The sequence below is a fragment of the Arthrobacter sp. C9C5 genome (genome assembly GCF_013359735.1).
Classification (GTDB): domain Bacteria; phylum Actinomycetota; class Actinomycetes; order Actinomycetales; family Micrococcaceae; genus Arthrobacter.
In genome coordinates this window covers 19050-36703 of sequence record NZ_JABFMX010000025.1, presented here as the reverse complement: position 1 = coordinate 36703, position 17654 = coordinate 19050, and the positions used below count along the sequence as shown (strand labels likewise).

Annotated in this window: 16 protein-coding genes; 10 read left to right on the top strand and 6 right to left on the bottom strand. The window is 69.8% G+C overall.

What is annotated here, in order from left to right; translation table 11 throughout:
• Positions 1–17: 17 nt before the first annotated feature.
• The gene (locus HNO80_RS16500) at positions 18–1484 is read right to left on the bottom strand and encodes an amidase (protein ID WP_175323937.1); all 1467 of its coding nucleotides are present in this window, start codon (positions 1482–1484) and stop codon (positions 18–20) included.
• Positions 1485–1771: 287 nt separating this feature from the next.
• Here HNO80_RS16500 and HNO80_RS16495 point away from each other — a divergent pair, with 287 nt between their 5' ends.
• From HNO80_RS16495 to HNO80_RS16485, 3 genes are all read left to right on the top strand, one after another.
• A complete protein-coding gene (locus tag HNO80_RS16495) occupies positions 1772–2098 on the top strand; it encodes a rhodanese-like domain-containing protein (RefSeq protein WP_175323936.1) in 327 nt (108 codons plus the stop codon).
• A gap of 15 nt (positions 2099–2113) precedes the next feature.
• Positions 2114–3076: a prephenate dehydratase gene (gene pheA, locus HNO80_RS16490; RefSeq protein ID WP_175323935.1), complete on the top strand. Its 963-nt coding sequence runs from the start codon at positions 2114–2116 to the stop codon at positions 3074–3076.
• Between the two features lie 110 nt (positions 3077–3186).
• Positions 3187–3405 carry a hypothetical protein gene (locus tag HNO80_RS16485; protein ID WP_175323934.1) on the top strand — a complete coding sequence of 73 codons (219 nt, stop codon included), beginning with the start codon at positions 3187–3189 and terminating at the stop codon, positions 3403–3405.
• 10 nt (positions 3406–3415) lie between these two features.
• Here the strand turns inward: HNO80_RS16485 and HNO80_RS16480 are convergent, their stop codons facing one another.
• A complete protein-coding gene (locus tag HNO80_RS16480) occupies positions 3416–4543 on the bottom strand; it encodes a diacylglycerol/lipid kinase family protein (protein WP_175323933.1) in 1128 nt (375 codons plus the stop codon).
• Between the two features lie 78 nt (positions 4544–4621).
• On the opposite strand from HNO80_RS16480, the gene serS reads away from it, so the two are divergent.
• Both serS and HNO80_RS16470 read left to right on the top strand, forming a co-directional pair.
• A complete protein-coding gene (gene serS / locus HNO80_RS16475) occupies positions 4622–5902 on the top strand; it encodes a serine--tRNA ligase (protein WP_175323932.1) in 1281 nt (426 codons plus the stop codon).
• A 93-nt stretch (positions 5903–5995) separates the two neighbouring features.
• A complete protein-coding gene (locus HNO80_RS16470; RefSeq protein WP_175323931.1) occupies positions 5996–6844 on the top strand; it encodes an HAD family hydrolase in 849 nt (282 codons plus the stop codon).
• 35 nt (positions 6845–6879) lie between these two features.
• Here HNO80_RS16470 and HNO80_RS16465 read toward each other — a convergent pair whose 3' ends face one another.
• On the bottom strand, positions 6880–7479 hold the full coding sequence (locus tag HNO80_RS16465) for a MarR family transcriptional regulator (protein ID WP_175323930.1): 600 nt from the start codon (positions 7477–7479) through the stop codon (positions 6880–6882).
• A 197-nt stretch (positions 7480–7676) separates the two neighbouring features.
• Between HNO80_RS16465 and HNO80_RS16460 the strand changes: the two genes are divergently transcribed.
• Positions 7677–10094, top strand: coding sequence for a phosphoketolase family protein (locus HNO80_RS16460; protein ID WP_217501013.1), 2418 nt, complete (start codon positions 7677–7679; stop codon positions 10092–10094).
• Between the two features lie 39 nt (positions 10095–10133).
• On the opposite strand, the gene HNO80_RS16455 is transcribed toward HNO80_RS16460, so the two are convergent.
• The 3 genes from HNO80_RS16455 to HNO80_RS16445 form a co-directional block, all read right to left on the bottom strand.
• Positions 10134–10895 carry a DUF429 domain-containing protein gene (locus HNO80_RS16455; RefSeq protein WP_175323950.1) on the bottom strand — a complete coding sequence of 254 codons (762 nt, stop codon included), beginning with the start codon at positions 10893–10895 and terminating at the stop codon, positions 10134–10136.
• A 66-nt stretch (positions 10896–10961) separates the two neighbouring features.
• Entirely contained in the window at positions 10962–12287 is a 1326-nt protein-coding gene (locus HNO80_RS16450) for a carboxylesterase family protein (protein WP_175323928.1), read from the bottom strand.
• 126 nt (positions 12288–12413) lie between these two features.
• Positions 12414–12905 (bottom strand): inorganic diphosphatase, encoded by a 492-nt coding sequence (locus tag HNO80_RS16445; protein ID WP_175323927.1) that lies wholly within the window; start codon positions 12903–12905, stop codon positions 12414–12416.
• Positions 12906–13058: 153 nt separating this feature from the next.
• Between HNO80_RS16445 and dacB the strand changes: the two genes are divergently transcribed.
• The 4 genes from dacB to hpt all read left to right on the top strand — a co-directional run bounded on the left by dacB (position 13059) and on the right by hpt (position 17514).
• Complete coding sequence (dacB, locus tag HNO80_RS16440) at positions 13059–14573, top strand: D-alanyl-D-alanine carboxypeptidase/D-alanyl-D-alanine endopeptidase (protein WP_175323926.1); 1515 nt, start codon at positions 13059–13061, stop codon at positions 14571–14573.
• Between the two features lie 75 nt (positions 14574–14648).
• Positions 14649–15785, top strand: a complete 1137-nt coding sequence (locus tag HNO80_RS16435) for an Rv3626c family coenzyme F420 biosynthesis-associated protein (RefSeq protein ID WP_175323925.1) — start codon at positions 14649–14651, stop codon at positions 15783–15785.
• A gap of 98 nt (positions 15786–15883) precedes the next feature.
• Positions 15884–16933, top strand: a complete 1050-nt coding sequence (tilS, locus tag HNO80_RS16430; RefSeq protein WP_175323949.1) for a tRNA lysidine(34) synthetase TilS — start codon at positions 15884–15886, stop codon at positions 16931–16933.
• Positions 16934–16962: 29 nt separating this feature from the next.
• Positions 16963–17514 (top strand): hypoxanthine phosphoribosyltransferase, encoded by a 552-nt coding sequence (hpt, locus tag HNO80_RS16425; protein ID WP_146336115.1) that lies wholly within the window; start codon positions 16963–16965, stop codon positions 17512–17514.
• Positions 17515–17654 lie beyond the last annotated feature (140 nt).

Sequence of the window (17654 nt, the reverse complement as noted above, 5' to 3'; positions counted from 1 at the left end):
CCCCCGCGGGCGGCAGCTTAGAAGCCCAGTTGCCCGGCCACCTGCAGCAGCAGCGCCTCGGATCCCATCGGGCCGACCAGTTGGATCCCCATCGGCAGGCCGGCGCCGGGCGACCCGCCGGTCCAGCGCACCGGAATGCTGATTGCGGGAAGCCCGCACACGTTGACCAGCGAGGACCACGGGGCAAACTCGCACTGCTTGCGGTAGTCGTCGTCCGCGTCGGCGGGCCACTCGGCGGGCCAGTAGCCGTCGCCGTGCGCGGCGCCGGTGAACCAGCCCACCGGCCGGGGCGTCTGCGCCAGCGTGGGGCTCAGCACCAGATCCCAGGCCGAGAACTGGGCAACAGTGTCCCGCTGGAACTGGCGCAGGAACCCGAGGGCCTCGTTCAGCTTCGCCGCGCTGCGCTGCTGCGCGCGCCGCCGGAAGGTGCGGGTCAGCGGGGCCAGCAGGGCCTCGCGCTGCGGCGCGATGCGGGCGCTCCCGACGCCGGCGGTCCACGCCGTCGTGAACGCGCCGGGGTAGCGGTTGTCATAGCGGATGGCGGCCTCGCCGGTCTCGTGCCCGGCCGCCTCCAGCAGCCTGATGCCGGTCTCGAGCGCATCGAGGGCTTCGCGGTCCGGGGTGAAAGGGAAGACCGCCTGCCACGGGCTGTCCAGGCTGACGCCGATCCGCAGCGGGGGTGGCTCCTGGCCGGCCAGTTGCAGGTAGCTGCCCCGGCGGCCGGCCGGTTCTCCGGGTGATTGACGGGATGGCTGCGGCGGGACCAGCGCGTCGAGCATCAGGGCGGCGTCCGCCGCGTAGCGGGCCAGCGGACCGGCGACCACCAGCCCGGCGGGGTCGCCGGTGCTTTCCCCGGCCGGGACCAGCCCGCGGCCCGGTTTCAGGCCCACCAGGCCGCAGGCGGCGGCGGGGATGCGGATGGACCCGCCGCCGTCGGATCCCGGGGCGAAGGGAAGCAGGCGGGCGGCCACGGCGGCCGCGCTGCCGCCGGAGGAGCCGCCGGAGCTGCGGCTCAGCGCGTACGGGTTGCGTGAAGGCGGGGCGATCCGGTTCTCGCTGTAGGCCGTCAGCCCGAATTCCGGAACCTGCGTCTTGCCCAGCGAGATGACCCCGGCGCCCTTCAGTGTGGCGGCCAGGGCGCCGTCGGCGGCGGCGGCCTTGTGCTCCAGGGCGGCGCTGCCGTGCGTGGTGACGACGCCGGCGACGTCGGTCAGGTCCTTGAAGGCGGTCGGCATGCCGTGCAGCAGCGGCAGGTCCGCCGGGCCGTCGCCGGCGACGCCGGCTGCGGCGCGGACGTGGCGGCTGTCCGCGGCGTCGGCGTCCTTGAGGGCCTGCTCGGCGGTGACCGTGATGAAGGCACCCAGGTGCGGGTTCCCGGACGCGATGCGGTCCAGGAAGTGCGCCGCGGCCTGGCGGGCGGAGAGCTCGCCGGAGCGCAGGGCGTCGCGGAGCGCGACGGCGGACAACTCGTGGATCTCAGCCACTGGTCAACGGCCCCGGCTGTACCGGCGCAGCTCCTGCTTCCCCGACGGGACATGCCCAGTCTTCGCTCCAGGCGTTGGACATAGTGGCAACATGCCCAGCAGTGGCAGCCGGGGGAGGGCATGCCCCTCAGTGGCGGGGTTATCGGGGGCGGGAATCGTGGGCCGTGCGGCTGCCATGGGTCTCCTTTGCGCTCTCCAGAAGCGTAACCTGCCACCTGTTTGGGCCCCGGCCCCGACCGCTGGCGATACGCTGGGGGCAGACCTTGGTTTCAGCGGAGAGGACGACCATGAGCGACATCGACACCGTGACCGTATCCGACATTCCCGAAGCGGCGCGGATCCTGGACGTACGCGAGGACTACGAATGGTCGGCCGGCCATGCCGAGCACGCCGTCCACATTCCCCTCGACCAGCTCCCGGCCCGGCTCGACGAACTGGACCCGGACGAGGACCTGTATGTCATCTGCCGCACCGGCGGACGTTCCTTCCGCGCAGCGCAATGGCTCGTCGGCCATGGCTACTCCGCGCTGAACGTGGCCGGCGGAATGGACCAGTGGCTCGAGAACGGCCTGCCGCTCGTGTCCGACAACGGGCTCAAGCCCGTCATCCTGTAAACGAAGGAAGAACCCATGCCCGCGTCACCTGTCACCTATACCTTCCTCGGCCCCGAAGGCACGTTCACAGAGGCGGCGTTGATGCAGGTGCCAGGCGCCGCGGAGGCCATCCGCATCCCCTCCTCGAACGTCAACACGGCGCTGGACAAGGTCCGCGACGGCTCAGCCGACGCGGCGATGGTGCCGATCGAGAACTCCGTGGAGGGCGGCGTCACGGCAACCCTCGATGCGATCGCCACCGGCCAGGAGCTGCGGATCCTCCGCGAGGCCCTGGTGCCGATCAGCTTCGTGCTGGTGGCCCGGCCCGGCGTCCGGATCGAAGACATTCGCAGGGTATCCACCCACGGGCACGCCTGGGCGCAGTGCCGGCTCTGGGTCGACGCTAATATTCCGAATGCGGAATATATCCCGGGATCCTCCACCGCCGCGGCCGCAATGGGCCTGCTGGAGGGCGAGCCGCACTATGACGCCGCCATCTGTGCGCCGATCGTCGCGGCCGAGCAGCCGGGCCTGGCGGTGCTGGCCGAAAACATCGGCGACAACCCGGGCGCGGTGACCAGGTTCGTGCTGGTGGGGCGCCCCGGGGTCCTGCCGGAACGGACCGGCGCCGACAAGACCACGGTGGTGGTCCCGCTGCCGGAAGACCGGCCCGGCGCGCTGATGGAAATCCTGGACCAGTTCGCCACCCGCGGTGTGAACCTGAGCCGGATCGAATCCCGTCCCACCGGCCAGTACCTGGGCCACTACTTCTTCAGCATCGACGCGGACGGCCATGTGGCCGACGCCCGGGTGGCCGACGCGCTTGCCGGACTGCACCGGATCAGTCCGGCGACACGCTTCCTGGGCTCCTACGGCCGGGCTGACGGCCAGCGCGCCGAGGTAGCGCCGCACACCTCCGACCAGGCATTCCGGGCCGCCCACGCCTGGGTCCAAGACATACTCACCGGGGCATCTGTGGTTCAGGAATATAAGCCCTAGGCTTCGCCCACAGCGTAGGCAAATGCCACATGCGGCACTTCCACCCCTTGGAAACTGTGCGTATGCTTGCCTGATCTATTGGGGTAGTCCTCTACCGGAAGGAGCGGGTCATGGCTGGCACCAGCACAGAAAATGACGGCCAGGGAATGATTGTCAATCCCAAACCGACGGCCGAAAACCAGGACTGGGACGGCGACGACGCCGACCGTGCGGACCGGCTGCGCTTCGAGGAGGAGCAGGCGATGATCCGCGAGCAGTCGGAGGCACGCGCCGCCAAGGCAGCCGCGGACGCGAAGAAGGAAGCCGACGCGAAGAAGGAAGCCAGCTAAGCCAGCCGCGTCATGGCAGGTTTCGGGTCTGGCTGCTCCCGGACTTGCCGGCCGCACCGCCGCCATTGGGCAGTTCCTCACTGGCGGCGTCTTCCCTCACCCGGACCAGCAGCGAGCGGGGGGCCACCCGGACGGTGACGGTGGTGGCCTCGCCGGACGGATCGCCGTCGACCTGTGTGGGCATCGGTTCGGCGCACTTGATCACTATCTTGCCGGAGCGGTAATACGTCATCACCGGCAAGTTTCTTTTGTGCTTCAGCACAATCTTCCAGTACATCGCCAGCCAGCCAATCGCGCTCCGCGGGCTCATCACCACCACGTCCAGCATGCCGTCGTCGATCATGGCCTGGGGGATGAAATCGATTCCGCCGGGGATCAGCCCGCAGTTCGCGAACAGCACGCTGCGGATCTTCCGGGACTGCTCCGGCTGGTCGTCAAGGGCGATCGAGACCTTCTTGCGGCGGCCGGGAAGGTGCCGCACACCGGCCTCGGTGTAGGCGAGCCAACCTACCGCCTTCTTCAGCCCGTCGTTGGTGTCTCCCACCACCTCGGCGTCCATGCCCATGCCGGCAATCACCAAAAAGGCATGGTCCGCGGACTGCCCGGTCCGGGCGTTCTCCACCGTCATGCGGGCGGTGTCGATGAAGCGCTGGTGTCCGAACAGCGCAATCTCCACGCAGCCGTGCAGGTTCCCGATGTCCAGGTGGACGTTGCGGGCCAGCAGGTTCCCGGTGCCCAGCGGTAAGAGACCCATGGCGATATCCGTATGCGCGAGCACGTCGGCCACCACGCGGACGGTGCCGTCGCCGCCGCCCACCAGGACGACGTCGGCCCCGTATTCGACGGCGGCCCGGGCCTGCGAAAAGCCGGGGTCCTCGGCGGTGGTTTCGAAAAAGCGCGGGGCCTCCCAGCCGGCCGCGAGGCAGGCGCTCTCGACCAGGACCCGGGCCTCTGCGGACCTGGACTTGATCGGGTTGATCACGACGGCGACCTTTTGCCTGACCAGGCCCGGGTTGTGCGTTTCTTCCCAGACGGCACTGCGCGTGTGCTTGGCCTTCAACCGGCGCACACCCCACCAGCTGGAGACGGCAAATACCAGGGCTCCAGCGATGACGAGGTAAAGCAGCCAGTCGCGCATGTTGCTCCAACACTATCCCGCGTGTCCGCCGCGGCAGGACTGCCGAAGGGCGGCCCCCGGATTCGATACTCTTATCTGGTGATCGACGTAAAAGACCTCAGCGAAAATCCGGACAAGTTCCGTGCCAGCCAGCGCGCCCGCGGCGCCGATGAATCCGTGGTGGACGCGATCATCGCCGCGGATTCGGCCCGGCGCGCGGCGCTGATCCGTTTTGAAAACCTGCGGGCCGAGCAGAACGCCTTCGGCAAGAAGGTGGCGCAGGCCAAGGGCGAGGAAAAGCAGGCCCTGCTCGCCGAGGTGAAGGTCCTTGCGGCCTCGGTCAAGGAAGCCTCGGCCGAGGCCGACGTCGCCCAGTCCGCCCAGGAGGAGCTGCTGCGCGGCATCCCCAACCTCGTCGAGGACGGGGTTCCGGCGGGCGGTGAGGACGACTACGTTGTGGTCAAGACGGTGGGGACGCCCCGCGAATTCCCCGACTTTGAGCCGAAAGACCACCTCGAAATCGGCGAGCTGATCGGCGCGATCGACATGGAACGCGGGGCCAAGGTCTCCGGTTCACGCTTCTACTTCCTGCGCGGCGTAGGCGCTCGGCTTGAAATGGCGCTGCTTCAGATGGCCATGGAGCAGGCCATCGACGCCGGCTTCGTGCCCATGATCACCCCGACGCTGGTGCGGCCCGAAACCATGCAGGGCACCGGCTTCGACGTCAAACACGACGCCGAGATCTACCGCCTCGCCGAGGACGACCTCTACCTTGTGGGGACCTCGGAGGTGGCCCTGGCCGGCTACCACGCCGACGAAATCCTGGACCTCAGTGGCGGTCCGATCCGCTACGCCGGGCAGAGCTCCTGCTACCGCCGCGAGGCCGGTTCGCACGGCAAGGACACCCGCGGCATCATCCGGGTCCACCAGTTCAACAAGGTGGAGATGTTCATCTACACCACGGTCGAAGAGGCCGCCGCCGAGCATGCCCGCCTGCTGGCCTGGGAAGAGGAGATGCTGGCCAAGTGCGAGCTGCCCTACCGCGTGATCGACACCGCCGCGGGCGACCTTGGCACTTCCGCGGCCCGCAAGTTCGACTGCGAAGCCTGGGTCCCCACCCAGGGCGCCTACCGCGAGCTGACCTCCACCTCCAACTGCACCACCTTCCAGGCGCGCCGGCTCAACATCCGTGAACGCGTGCTGAACGAGGAGGGCGCACCCAAGGGCACCCGCGCGGTTGCCACCCTCAACGGCACCCTCGCCACGACCCGCTGGATCGTCGCCATCCTGGAGCACCACCAGAACCCGGACGGCTCGGTCAACGTCCCGGCAGCGCTGCAAAAGTACCTCGGTGGCATGACGGTGCTCCCCGTCCTCTAGCCCACCCGCCGTCGGCAGCTGTTCACCAACGCTTCACGCGCCGCTGTGGCGCGCGTCCTAGCAGCTGTCGGCGGTGTCTGCTCTACTTATTGGATGACTACATTGACTGAAGCCTCAGTCGCTGGCAACGATGACCAGCGAGATGCAAACGAAAAAATGATGATCGCCCTCGACGTCGACGGAACCCTCGTCGACCACGACGGGCACATGTCCGTCCCCGTCCGGGAAGCCGCCCAGGCCGTGGTGGCCGCCGGGCACGAGGTGATGATCGCGACGGGCCGCTCGCTCAACGCGACCCTGCCCATCATCGAGCACATCGGCATTGAAAGCGGCTACGCGGTCTGCTCCAACGGCGGCGTCACGCTGCGCGTGGATTCCGGACTGGCCGACGGCTACGAGGTGTTGCACAAAGCCACCTTCGACCCCGGGCCGGCGCTCCGGGCACTGCGCAAGCGGCTGCCCTCGGCCAAGTACGCGCTCGAGGACGAGAACGGCAACTTCCTCTCCACCGAACGCTTCCAGGACGCCAGCTTCGGCGTCGAGGCAATCGGCGTCGACTTCCAGACCATGCTGGAGGCCACCGCCGTGCGCGTCGTGGTGTTCAGTTCCGAGAACACGCCCGAGGAATTCAACGCCGCGATCCGCCACGTGGGCCTCGCCGGCGTCACCTACTCCGTGGGCTGGACGGCGTGGCTGGACATTGCCGCCGCCGGCGTCACCAAGGCCAGTGCCCTGGAACAACTGCGCGGACGGCTGAGCATCGAGGCGCACCGCACGGTCGCCGTCGGCGACGGCCGGAACGACATCGAGATGCTCACCTGGGCACGCCGCGGCGTGGCGATGGGACAGGCGCCCGCGGAGGTGATCGCCGCCGCTGACGAGGTCACCCACTCGGTCTACGACGACGGCGCCGCCCACGTGCTGCGCAGCATCCTCCTCTAAGACAACGGTGCGGACGCCGGTGCGGCGCGCCCGGCCTAGCGGACCTCGAGGATCAGGCCCAGCAGCCGGGCGGCGGCGGGCCTGGCCGCGTGTTCCTCGTTCCACTGCGCCCGGGCCACGGCCTTGCTGACGGCCTGGGTGGTGATGCCCAGCTCCTCGGCCACGGCTTTCTGCTGCCCGCGCACGCCGGGGGTCAGCAGGTCCAGCACCCGCCACTCGGCGGCGCTCCGGTCGTGCACAATGTGGCCCAGCAGCCGCAGCACGGACTCGGCTTCCGCGGCCAGGTCCGCGAACGGGCCCTCCACCGCCACCGGGATGCGCTCCTTGCCGTTTCTCAGCCGGTCCACGGCGCGGCGGGCATAGACCAGCCCGTGGCCGGAGGCGTCCTTGATCTGGTTCGGCAGCGGTTCGTTGACCGGGCCGACGCCGATCCCGACATACCAGGCACCCGTCCGCAGGGCGATCAGCGCCGCCTCGACGGCCAGGCGCGGGCAGTCCAAGATGCCCTGGACCTCATCCTCCACCGAACGGTCGAAATCCAGGCGCGCCGGAATGTGACGCAGGTCCTTGAGGAGCTGCGGCACACGGTCGCCGTCGCGCCGGCTGTCGGTTTGGTTGATGGTCAGCGTGAACATACTGGATGCCACACTACCGCGTGCCAAACGGGAGGCAAGCCCTCAGGGTGTGCCGGTGCCGGACCCGTAACAGACCCGCCGCGGGCCCCGCCGGGACACCCGCCGGGCTTGTCTCTGACCCCGGGAAATGTTGCGATGGGGGGAGACGCTGCCGACGGCGGCACGGACCGGGGCGGAGTGCATCAGTGGTTGATGGGTTGGAACAGGGGACAGGGCAGCGGGCCGCGGAGACGGCCGGCGCGGACGAACTTGGACTCGTGGACCGGTGGTGGCGGGCCGCCAACTATCTCTCGGTAGGCCAGATCTATTTGCGCTCCAACCCGCTGCTGCGTGAGCCGCTGAGCGCCGGGGACACCAAGTCCCGCCTGCTCGGCCACTGGGGCACCACCCCGGGATTGAACTTCATCTATTCGCACCTGAACCGCGTCATCCGCCGGGATGCCCAGGAGATGCTGTTCGTTGCCGGCCCGGGCCACGGTGGACCCGCCGTGGTGGCGAACGGCTGGCTGGAGGGCACCTACTCGGAGATCTACAGCAACGTCGGCCCGGACGCGGACGGCCTGGCCGAGCTGTTCCGGCAGTTCTCCTACCCCGGCGGCATCCCCAGCCACGCCGCCCCGGAAACCCCGGGCTCCATCAATGAGGGCGGCGAACTCGGCTACTCGCTGGCGCACGCCTACGGCACGGTGTTCGACAACCCCCAGCTGATCACCGCCGTCGTGATCGGCGACGGCGAGGCGGAGACCGGGCCGCTCGCCGCGAGCTGGCACTCCCACAACTTCCTGGACCCGGCGTCGGACGGGGCCGTGCTGCCGATCCTGCACCTGAACGGCTACAAGATCGCCAACCCCACGATTCTCGCGCGGATGCCGGAGGCCCAGCTGGAGCAGCTGTTGCGCGGGTACGGCCACAAGCCGCACTTCGTGACCGTCGCTGACCCGGAGGACACCGCCGCGGCGCACCGGGATTTCGCCGCGGTGCTGGACGAGTGCCTGGCCGAGATCCGTGCCATCCAGGCGGCCCGCAGGGTCTCAACAACAGCTGGCGGCTGGAACGGTGACGACGCGCCCGCCGCCGTGTGGCCGATGATCGTGCTGCGCTCGCCCAAGGGCTGGACCGGGCCGAAAACGGTCGACGGGCTGCAGGTGGAAGGCACCTGGCGCAGCCACCAGGTGCCGCTCGCCGAAGTCCGCACCAACCCTGAACACCTGGCCCAGCTCGGCCAGTGGCTGGAGTCCTACCGCCCGGAGGAACTGTTCGACGGCGCCGGCCGGCTCCGGCCGGAGGTGGCGGCGAACGCCCCCGGAGGCGAGCTGCGGATGAGCGCCACCCCGCATGCCAATGGCGGCATCCTGCTGCGGGACCTGTTGCTGCCCGGCTACGCCGACCACGCGGTGGAGGTCGCCCAGCCGGGCCGGGGGCGGGTCAGCGCCATGACCACCCTCGGCTCCTGGCTGCGGGACGTGATAGCGCTCAACCCGGAGACCTTCCGGCTCTTCGGCCCGGACGAGACCGCGTCCAACCGGCTGCAGGACGTCTACGAGGTCACGGACAAGGTCTGGCAGTACCGGATCGAGGCCGTCGACGAGCACCTCGCCCGGGCCGGCCGGGTGATGGAGGTCCTCAGCGAACACCTGTGCCAGGGCTGGCTGGAAGGCTACCTGCTCACCGGCCGACACGGGGTGTTCAGCTGCTACGAAGCGTTCATCCACATTGTCGACTCGATGTTCAACCAGCACGCCAAGTGGCTCAAGGTGCACCGCGAGCTGCCGTGGCGCCAGCCCGTCGCCTCGCTGAACTACGTCCTCTCCTCGCACGTCTGGCAGCAGGACCACAACGGCTTCTCGCACCAGGACCCGGGCTTCATCGACCACGCGGTGAACAAGAAGTCCGAGGTCATCCGGGTCTACCTGCCGCCGGACGCGAACACGCTGCTCTCGGTGATGGAGCACTGCCTCGGTTCGCGGGACTACGTCAACATCGTGGTCAGCGGCAAACAGCCCTCGCCCACCTGGCTGGCGCCGGCCGAGGCGGCACACCACTGCCAGCGCGGCCTGGGGATCTGGGAATTCGCCGGTTCGGAGGTCCCGGGCGAGGAGCCCGACGTCGTCCTGGCCTGCGCGGGCGACGTCCCCACCGTGGAGACCGTGGCGGCGGCCGAACTGCTCAAGGAAGGGGCGCCCGGGCTGAAGATCCGGGTGGTGAACGTGGTGGACCTGATGCGGCTCCAGGACGCCGCCGAACACCCGCACGGCCTCTCGTCCCGGGACTTTGACGGCATCTTCACCGCGGACAAGCCGATCATTTTCGCCTACCACGGCTACCCCTCGCTGATCCACCGGCTGGCCTACCGCCGCACCAACCAGGAGGGCCTGCACGTGCGCGGCTACAAGGAGGAAGGCACCACCACGACGCCGTTCGACATGGCCATGCTCAACGGGATCGACCGCTACCAGCTGGCCATCGACGCGATTGACCGGGTGCCGGGGCTGGCCGAACGGCACTCGCTGCTGCGCCAGTCGCTGCAGGACCGGCGCATCCGGGCGCACAACCACACCAGGGAGTTCGGCGAGGACGCAAAGGAGATCAGCGGCTGGACCCTCGGCCGCGAATAGCCTGCCCCGCGGTGGCCGGTCTACAGGCTGCGGCCCCCGCTAGGGGCCGGTGCCGGTGAGCGCGGACAGCCCGCCGGTGGGCAGATGGATCCAGCCCTCGGTGCGGGCGGCCCGGGCGTGCGCGGCGTCGGGGCGGATGGTCGCGCCGAGGGCCACAGCCCGCGCGGTGAGGGACGCGATGACGGCGTCGAACATATCGTCCGAGCCGGCCAGCTGCTCCTCGTGCCCGGCCAGATCCAGCCACGGGGCGGCCTGCCTGAGCCCGCGAAGGAGCTCGCCCAGCCGCTGCGTTTCCGCGCCGCCGCGCCCCTTGTAGCCGCGGGCCAGCAGGCCCCAGGACTTCAGCGACGCCGCCGGGTAGACCTCGGCCAGCCGGCCGCTGCCGTCCCGCGCCTGGGGACCGTGGTCCACGGCGATCTTGGCCTGGATGACGGCGCAGCGCATCGCCGGGTGCGCCAGCCGGTCGGCTGAGACGCTGAGCGGGATCAACCCGGTCCGGGCGGTAACGAAGCGGTCGGTGTCCCGGTAGGCCAGCAGCCGGCGGCCTTCGATTCCGTCATGGTCCAGCACGGGGTGCGGATCCCCGGCCAGGTGCCCGGCAATGAAGGGCAGGAAGGCGTCCGGCCAGCCCACGGGGCAGTCGATCCCGGCCAGATCCGCGGCGCCGAAGAGCCGCACGATTTCGTCGTCGTCGACGCCGAGGGCCAGGTGCGCCAGGCGGGCGGTGCCGTTGTTCCACTCGACGACGGCGGCCGCGGTCTTCTTCGTGGCCGCGGCGAGGTCGACGCCGAGGGTCAACATCCGCTGCCCGCCTGAGGCGGACAGGGTGCTCAGGGACGTGGACATTGCATCAACCCTTCCTGTGGCTCAGAGAGCGCGGTACCGGAACGCGCCGGGGATCCCACCACGGCTCTCCAGGCCCTTCCCCGAGGCGAAGCGGGCCCACACGGCACGCAGGGCCCGGCCCTGGGCGTTGATGTCTTCCCAGCTGGCGCCGGCGACCAGCCCCACACCTTCCCAGGTCCGCCGGTCGCCGAACAGCAGCGGCAGGTCCACGGTGTGCGCGGCCCCGTAAAAGTTCCCCGGCGCGGCCCAGGACAGCACGTAGCGGTACGCCCTGCCGCCTGCCCGGGCGTGGCGCCGGGCAAACCGCCTGGCGGAACGGCCGTACACCGCCTCGGTCACTGCCCAGTTGATGGCCTTGACGACGGCGGTCCCGAGCACCGGGACCTTGGCCAGGCGGCTGACCGCCCGGTTGCGCGGCAGGAACATCCGGGCTTCCTCGGAGGTGTGTCCGATCAGGACCTCGATCCCGGGTGCCGTGGCGTTCCAGGCGGCCTCGATGCCGGACTCGGGCGGCAGGGGCGCATGCCCGTACTGGGTGCCGAAGGGCATGGCCGCGATCAGCCCGTACTTCCGGGCCACCTGCGACACGTGCCCCTCGATCTCCACGACTTCCATCGCCGGGGTGTCTTCGGTGACGGCTTCCGCGGCGACGCCCATGGCGCGGCTCATCTTGTCCCGGCCGCGGGTAATGCCCAGCGGCGCGCTCTGGATGATGGCGCGCTGGAACAGGGCGGGGGCCTCCGGTGTCGCCATCAGGTGGGCGACGGCGTCGCCGCCGGCAGATTGACCGAAGGCCGTGACGTTCCCCGGGTCGCCGCCGAAGGCACCGATGTTGCGCTGCACCCAGCGGAACGCCTCGAGCTGGTCCAGCAGGCCGAGGTTGGCGGGCCGGCCGGTGCCGGTGGCCAGGTAGCCGAACAGGCCCAGACGGTACGTCACGGAGACCACGATGACGCGGTTTTCGGCGACGAGGGCCTTGGGGTCGAAGATTGCCAGGTCGCCGGACCCGGAGGTGTAGGAGCCGCCGTGCAGCCAGACCATGACCGGCACGCGTTCGCCGTCGTGCAGGTCCTCCGGCATGGTGATCGAGAGCCGCTGGCAGTCCTCGCTGCCGGGGAGTTCCCCGTAGCGGGTGCCAAGAATGTCGTCCAGGAACGGGACTGGCGCCTGCGGGCAGGCGGGGGAGAGGGTCGTGGCCGCGAGGGTTTCGCTCCAGTCGGGCACACCCGCCGGGGGCTGGAAACGCGCCGCGGTGGCGTACGGAATACCCGTGGCACGCACCACGTCGCCGTCCCGCCACCCGGTGACCGGGCCGCAGGGAGGGCTAAAGGTTGGTTCGGCATGCATGAACCAACGATTTCACACTTTCCTGACCCACGGCTGGCTAAGCGCGAACGTACACTTGAGGCCCCAAAATCCGAAGATTCGGGGCCTCAAGTGTACGTTCGCGCCCGGAGGGACGCGGGCGGGGGACTAGTGTCCGGCGCCGGGGACGAAGCGCTTGATCGACGCTTCGAGTTCGGCTTCGGCCGCGGCGCGGTCGCCCCAGCCCTCGGCCTTGACCCACTTGCCGGGCTCGAGGTCCTTGTAGCGGGTGAAGAAGTGCTCGATCTCCTTGATCAGGAATTCGCTGACGTCGCTGATCTCGTTGATGTGGTCGAAGCGCGGATCGGCCGGCACGCAGAGGACCTTGGCGTCCCCGCCGCCGTCGTCGGTCATGTTGAAGACGCCGATCGGGCGGGCCTCGACGATCACGCCGGGGTGCAGATCGAAGTCCTGCAGGAGCACCAGCGCGTCCAGCGGGTCGCCGTCCTCGCCCAGGGTGTTCTCGAAGAAGCCGTAGTGCGTGGGGTACTGCATGGAGGTGAACAGGACGCGGTCCAGGCGGACGCGGCCGGTCTCGTGGTCGACTTCGTACTTGACGCGTGATCCCTTGGGGATCTCGATGGTCACGTCATGCTTCATGGAATGCTCCTCGACGGATTCAGGGGGTGCGCGGCACACGTGGCGCCCAGAAAAAGGACCGCCGGTGCCGCCGACTATTATTGAGGATATAGCGACAGGCCCTGGTTTCAGGAACTAGTGGGGACATTTCGGGACTAAAGGACCAATAGCAGCATGAAACGCAGAACGAGCCGTGAGGGTACGGCTCCGGCGCCCGGAAGGTTCGGGCGGATCATCCCGATGCTGCTCCTGACCCTCCTGGTCATGGCGCTCGCCGTCCCCGCAGGCCTGGCGGTCAGTCCCGGATTCCGCGGCCCGGCCCTCCCCCCGGAACCCGCCGCGGCAGGCCCGTGGCAGCAGTTGCCCGCCACCCTCAGTGTTCCCGGCGCCGGGTCGGGAACCGCCGGAGGCATGCGGCCGCTCAGCGCCGATGCGCCGGTGCCGGATGCCGCCACCGTTGCCGCCCAGCTCACCGCCACCCTGAAGACCGACGGCGCCGGGTCCTTCAGCGGAGTGGTCCAGGACGCCCTCACCGGCAAGGTGCTCTTCGACCGGGCCGCCGACGAGGTCCGCGCCCCCGCTTCCAACATTAAGCTCCTCACCGCCGCCGCCGCGCTGCGCACCCTCGGCCCGGACCGGCGCTTCAGCACCAAGGTGGTGGCCGGACCCACGCGCGGCACCGTCGTCCTGACCGGCGGCGGAGACGTGCTGCTGGGTGCGGGCGAGTCCGCACCGGATGCCGTCCTGGGGCACGCCGGGCTCGCCACCCTCGCGCAGTCCACGGTCCGTGCACTGCGGAAGGCCGGCATGGCCGGTCGGGTGACCGTACTGCTGGATGATTCCCTCTTCAGCGGACCGTCCCTGAGCCCGGCCTGGAGCCCGGACGACGTGGCGGCCGGCGAAGTGGCGCCGCTGTTTCCGCTGGCCCTGAACTCGGCCCGCTTCGACCCAGCCGTCACCACCGGACCCCGCCCCCGCGACGCCGCCATGACGGCCGCCGAGGCCTTCGCGGACCGGCTCTCGGCCGCCGGCGCCGCCGCGGGACTCACCGTGGCGCCCGGCGTCGCAAGGCTGCCGGCCGGGCGGAAGCCCGCCGCGGACGCCGGCGGACAGTCAGGCAAGCTCCTCGCCGAAGTCCAGTCCGCCACCGTCAGCCAGCAGGTGGACCTGCTGCTGCGCACCTCGGATAACTACCTCACCGAGGTCATGGGCCGGATGGTGGCGGTGGCAAGCGGCAAACCCGCCAGCAACGACGGCGCCGTCGCCGCCGTGCTGCAGCAGCTTGAGGAGCTGAAAATCCCTTCGGCCACCCTCCGGGCCGCCGACCTGGCCGGGCTGACCCTGGACAACAAGGTCTCGGCGCGGCAGCTCTCCGCCGTGATCCGCGCCATGACCACCGGCACGGACACCCGCCTCCGCTCCGCCCTGGCCGGTTTTCCGGTGGCCGGGCTGACCGGAACGCTCGGCAGCCGGTACATGGACACCAGCACTTCGCGGGGTGCTGGCCTGGTCCGCGCCAAGACCGGAACGCTCAACACGGTGATCGCACTCAGCGGCTACGTCGTGGACGCCGACGGCCGGCTGCTGGTCTTCTCCTTCATCGGCAACGGCCTGACGCCCGGCGCGGCCGGCAACAAGGCCGCCCTGGACCGGACAGCCTCGGTCCTGGCCGCCTGCGGCTGCCGCTGAGGCGGGTCCCGGCTGCCTGTTCGCCGCCCGACGAATTTAAGGCGCGTCGCCGCTCCGCTGTGATCTGATGGGGCTATGGAGTCCTCTTCGCGCGAGACATCTGCCCAGGCACCAAGCCAGACACCAGCCCAGGCCCTGATCAACTGGGAGCTCGCCGCGTCCACGGCCGCTCGCCTCACCCCGGCCGGGCCGTCGCTGGGTTCCGCGGAGATCGGCGCCGCCGTCGAGAACCTGCGCCTGATGGCGGACATCTCCGTCCCCCATGTGCATGACATCACCGGGCTCGAGGCCGCCCGCGACCTGCGGGACTCCTCCGTCCTGGTGGTGGACCGCGCCTCGTGGGCGAAGGCGAACACGCAGAGCTTCGCCGTGATGCTGCAGCCCGCCATCGAGAAAATGCTCGAAAGCCGCCGCGGGACCGTCAGCCCGGGCGCCGCGAGCGTCGGCGGCGCGATCACCGGCGGCCAGCTGGGTGCGATCCTGGCGTTCCTCTCCAGCAAGGTCCTGGGCCAGTACGACCCGTTCTCGGCGCTGGCGGAGAATTCCACCGCCCCCGCTGCGGGCCGGCTGCTGCTGGTGGCGCCAAATATCATCTCCGTGGAACGTGAGCTCAACGTCGCGCCCGAGGACTTCCGGCTCTGGGTGTGCCTGCACGAGCAGACCCACCGCGTGCAGTTCGCCGCCGCGCCCTGGCTGCGCCACCACATGCTGGAACAAATCGAGGACCTCAGCGAACACCTGCTGGGCAACGTCGACTCGATCATGGAACGTGCCGCGGCGGCCGCGAAGGCCCTCAAGGACCGGGCCGGCTCGGGCGCCGCCCCCGGCCGCGGGGCAATCCTGGACCTTCTGCAGGACCCCGCGGAACGGGCGGCGATCTCACACCTGACCGCCGTCATGAGCCTGCTGGAAGGCCACGCCAACGTGGTCATGGATGCGGTGGACGCCAGCATCGTCCCCTCGGTCAAGACCATCCGGCAGCGCTTCAACGCCCGCGGCACGGACCGCGGCGTCATCGAGAAGTTCATCCGCAGCCTGCTCGGGCTGGACGCGAAGATGCGGCAGTACAGCGATGGCTCGAAGTTTGTCCGCGAAGTGGTCGACGCCGCCGGAATGCAGGGCTTCAATAAGGTCTGGGAGTCCGCCGACCACCTCCCCACCGAGCCCGAAATCCACGACTCCAAGCTGTGGCTTAACCGGATGGGGCTCTAGTCCAGGTGCCTTCCCCAACCCACTCGGATCTCCCGGCGGCTTCCGGCGGACGACGACGGCCCGGCCGGCTGGCGCCCGTCGTCGGCAAGGCGCGGAAGATGCTGCAGGACGCCCTCGCCGACGCCGGCTACCCCGAGCGGGTGCTGGTGGCCTGCAGCGGCGGCCCGGATTCGCTGGCGCTTGCCGCCGTCGCGGCCTACTTTGGCCGCCGCGGCCACGTTGACGGCCACCCGGTCTCCGTCGGCGCCGTCGTCGTGGACCACCAGCTGCAGGCCGGGTCAGCGGAGGTGGCCGCGGCGACAGCGGCGGCGCTGCGGGAGCTGGGACTCGCGCCCGTCCAGCTCCGTACCGTCGACGTTGCCCACACCGGGATGGGCCCGGAAGCCGCCGCGCGGGACGCCCGGCACGCCGCCCTCGAAGCCGCCGCTGACGATACCGGCGCCGCTGCCGTCCTGCTGGGCCACACCCTGGACGACCAGGCCGAACAGGTCCTGCTGGGACTGGCGCGCGGCTCCGGCACCCGCTCGCTCGCCGGGATGCGGCCGGCCCGCGGCCGCCTGCTGCGGCCGTTCCTGGGCCTGCGACGGGCCGACACCCTGGAAATTTGCGCCGTCGAGGGGCTGGACCCGTGGCACGACCCGAGCAACGAGGACCCCGCCTTCGCCCGGTCCCGGACCCGGGTGGAGGTGCTGCCGATGCTGGAGGAGAAGCTCGGCCCGGGGGTTGCCGAGTCGCTGGCCAGGACGGCGGCCATCCTGCAGCTCGACGCCGACTACCTCGAGGATGTGGCCAACGACACCTTTGCCCGCCTGCAGGAGCGCACCGGCACGGAGCTCAGCCAGGACCTCAGCCTGCCCGAGGCCGCGCTGCGCGAACTGGCGCCGGCCATCAGGTTCCGGGTGATCGCCAAGGCCGCCGCCGCCGTCGGGGGCCAACAGCCCAGCTACCAGCGGCTGCTGGCCGCCGAAGCGCTGCTGCGCCGGCAGGGATCCGCAGGACCGGTGGAGCTGCCCGGCGGCGTGAGCGTCTACCGGCTCTCCCTCGCCCAGCTGTCCGCGGCCGAGCAGTCCGCCCCCGCCGGCGTTCCCCGGGAGGGCGCCCGCTGTGGGAAGCTTGTATTCCGGCCTCAAAAACCGCCCCAAGAATAGTCGCACCCGCATCTACACAGGAGCCATTGGTGGATTCAAACGACGTCCAGGCAGACCTCAAGCACGTTCTCTACTCCAAGGAGCAGATCCAGACCCGGATCACTGAACTCGCTGCCCAGATCGACAAGGACTACGAAGGCCGCGATCTGCTGATCGTCGGTGTGCTCAAGGGTGCGGTCATGGTCATGGCCGACCTGGCCCGCGCGCTGCACAGCCACGTCTCGATGGACTGGATGGCCGTCTCCTCCTACGGCTCCGGCACGCAGTCCTCCGGCGTGGTCCGCATCCTCAAGGACCTCGACACCGACCTGATGGGCAAGGACGTCCTGATCGTCGAAGACATCATCGACTCCGGCCTCACGCTCTCCTGGCTCAAGACCAACCTGGAGTCCCGCGGCCCGGCCTCGGTGGAGATCTGCACCGCGTTCCGCAAGCCCACCGCCGCCAAAGTCCAGATCGACGTCAAGTACGTCGGCTATGACATCCCGAACGAATTCGTCGTCGGCTACGGCCTGGACTACGCCGAGAAGTACCGCAACCTGGACTTCGTGGGCACGCTGGCACCGCACGTCTACGAGTAACCCGGAGACTGCACCGGCGGCTTCCCTCCGGCTCCACCGCTGAGTCTGGTCTGCGCCCGCACGGCCTTCCGCTACGCCGACAGGGAACTTTTAGCCCTGACCGTGCGTGAGTTACTGCGACGGTGTATAGCTATAACCTG